The 2,617-nt window shown below is 42.9% G+C and carries 2 protein-coding genes and 1 pseudogene; 1 reads left to right on the forward strand and 2 read right to left on the reverse strand.

Going from position 1 to position 2,617, the window contains the following annotated elements; translation table 11 throughout:
- Window positions 1–5: 5 nt before the first annotated feature.
- A complete protein-coding gene (locus tag AB4517_RS22125) occupies window positions 6–542 on the reverse strand; it encodes a GNAT family N-acetyltransferase (protein ID WP_017064876.1) in 537 nt (178 codons plus the stop codon).
- Window positions 543–768: 226 nt separating this feature from the next.
- Between AB4517_RS22125 and AB4517_RS22130 the strand changes: the two genes are divergently transcribed.
- On the forward strand, window positions 769–2,034 hold the full coding sequence (locus AB4517_RS22130; RefSeq protein WP_372098962.1) for an HD-GYP domain-containing protein: 1,266 nt from the start codon (window positions 769–771) through the stop codon (window positions 2,032–2,034).
- Between the two features lie 134 nt (window positions 2,035–2,168).
- Here AB4517_RS22130 and AB4517_RS22135 read toward each other — a convergent pair.
- Window positions 2,169–2,492 (reverse strand): annotated as a pseudogene (locus AB4517_RS22135) (PTS sugar transporter subunit IIA); the annotation flags it as partial.
- Window positions 2,493–2,617 lie beyond the last annotated feature (125 nt).

Below are 2,617 nucleotides of genomic sequence, written 5' to 3' on the forward strand. Positions count from 1 at the left end.
AGAGCTTAGAGCTTAGAGCGATGAAGGCCATAAATAGCGTGGTCAATGATGCGACCATTCAAGTTTTCGTTACGCGTGATGATACCTTCTAACGTGAAATGTAAGCGCTCACAAACCTTACGGCTGCTTTGGTTACCGGTTGCGGCTGATATCTCTACCTTTTCCATATCTAATTCATTGAAAGCAATATCAATCAGCTTCTGGACAACGCGCGTCACAATCCCCTTTCCTTGGTATGTCTCAGATAACCAATAACCTATCGTCACCTTTTGCTTATCATGATCAATAGTATTGAAACTGCAGTTACCGACGACCTTGTCTTGATACACGATCGCACAGGTCATGCTTTTCCCTTCCGCATAATCGTGTAGCGAGCGTTGGATGAAGATCCTAAAGTCTTGCTCGGTTTTACAATGTGGCGGCCACACGAGCCATTGACTTAGGTACTCATTCTGGCTTTGTGAGATTTCCGCGTAGTGAGAAGCGAAGCTCTCTTCAACCAATGCGATGGAGAGTTCGTTGTCGATAACCGTTTTAAACATGTCTTTCCTTTTCTTATGGCTGCTTATTTAAGCGAATCTTAGTCGGCAGGCTATAATGTCGCATGATTTTTAATATGCAACCATTTGTAGCACGGATTTTTCGTGATACGTTGGTTCTATCACGAAACTCATTAAACCTTACAATAGTTGTGTATATAATCATTAGCTATGCATTAGTATTAGCGGCCTAAATATATAAAAAATATAAAAATGCTAGGCTTAAATAATGAATCAACATTGCCAGGACGTGACCGTGGACTTAAGGAAGGCTCTATTCGGTATTGCTAAGGCGCTTGATAACGTCGGTTTCGAAAGTAAAAATCATGGACAGAGAGTGGGCTATATCGCGTATCGATGTGCTCTGAGTGTGGGGTGGGAAGAAGAGCAAGCGCAGCTCGCGTTTTCGTTAGGCTTGATTCACGACTGTGGTGTCTCGCAAATTGATGAACAGCTCAGTTTAACGTCTGGGTTTGTACCTGACTCAAGCTATCACCATTGTCAAAAGGGCTACCAAATCTTAAAAGAGTGCCCAGTTCTTTCTATATTTGCTAAGCCGGTTCTTTATCACCATACTCCGTGGTCTGAGCTAAGGGCTATTCATATCAGCGAGTTAGAAAGAGAACTAGCTGCCATCGTGATGCTTGCCGATAGAGTCGATTATCTATACGGCATAACCTCTTCTGATCGTTATGGAAACCTAACACCAGATGGCAAAGCGAGCATCATTGAACGTTTGACTGAACAAGCGGATGAGATGTTCGAAACCAACCTTGTGCAACACATGTGCGAGTTGGTTGATTTGGATGACTTCTGGTTTTCTATGGAGATTCCATACATCGAGAACATGAGGGATAACTTTGAACCTGTGCCATTTTTCTCCCAGCAAATGTCGCTGGATGAGACGGTGGCCTTTGCCGAGTTTATCGCCAATGTTGTTGATACCAAAAGTTCGTTTACCTTTAAGCACTCTTTAAAGGTTGGGCAGCTTTCAGAATACCTCGCCAAACAGCTGGGTTATTCCTACACCACTCAGCGCAAACTCTATCTGGCTGGGTTAGTCCATGATATCGGTAAACTGCAAACCCCTAATGACATTCTGCATAAGCCGGATTTACTCACTGAAGAAGAGTATTGCTGTATTAAACGCCATGCAACGGACACTCGATTCGCATTGCAGGAGTTGTTCAGTTCACCTCAGGTTTGTCAGTGGGCATCTAATCATCATGAAAGGTTAGATGGTTCGGGTTACCCAATGGGAAAAACGGCGGAAGAGTTGGATCAACCGAGTAGAATTGTTGCTGTGGTGGATGTGTTCCAGGCATTAACTCAATTTCGCCCTTATCGCGCAGGCATGACGCTAGAACAGACGATGGCTATTTTGACGGACCACGTTGATAACTTTAAGCTGGATAGAGAAGTGTTTGAGTGTCTTAATAAACACGCGCAATATTGCTTTGAATTATCGACAGACAAACGAATGTACGCGTTTTAACGCCACTGAATGCTTTCTAGGTGTGATGCCTTAACTCATATTCGATGAGAAATGACCAAGCACCAGAAACAGAAAAGCGATAGCCGAGGCTATCGCTTTTTTCATGGGGGCTTATCAGGATCTTTAGATCGAGATTAGTATCGTTTTAAGATCTCGATGATCGATTGCTCAGTTTCCGCTGCGATGATGGCATCAATGTCATCATCATTTTGGAACAACTCTGATAGCGCCATAATCGTATGGATGTGGCTATTTGAGTCCATCGCCGCCAGAGTAATCGAAAGGTAAACGTCACCGTTGTCTTCTGACTCTAAATCAACACCCTTTTTGAATACCGTTACTTGCAGTGATGCTTCGTTCACACCATCTTCAGGGCGAGCATGAGGCATCGCAATTTTTGGTGCCAGAACATAGTACGCGCCGATGTCCTTGTGCTTTTGCTTGATAGCTTGAACATAATCTGTTCATTTCATAACGTTCCGTTACAAACCCTTGTTATTGACTGATGACTCAATAAATTTAACCCGATGTGTGAGCGAATTTATATAAATAACAATTATGTAAAATATTGATTTTATGAATG

Origin of the sequence: Vibrio sp. 10N.222.52.C3, from assembly GCF_041474195.1 — a bacterium.
In the GTDB taxonomy this organism is placed as follows: Bacteria; Pseudomonadota; Gammaproteobacteria; order Enterobacterales; family Vibrionaceae; genus Vibrio; species Vibrio crassostreae_C.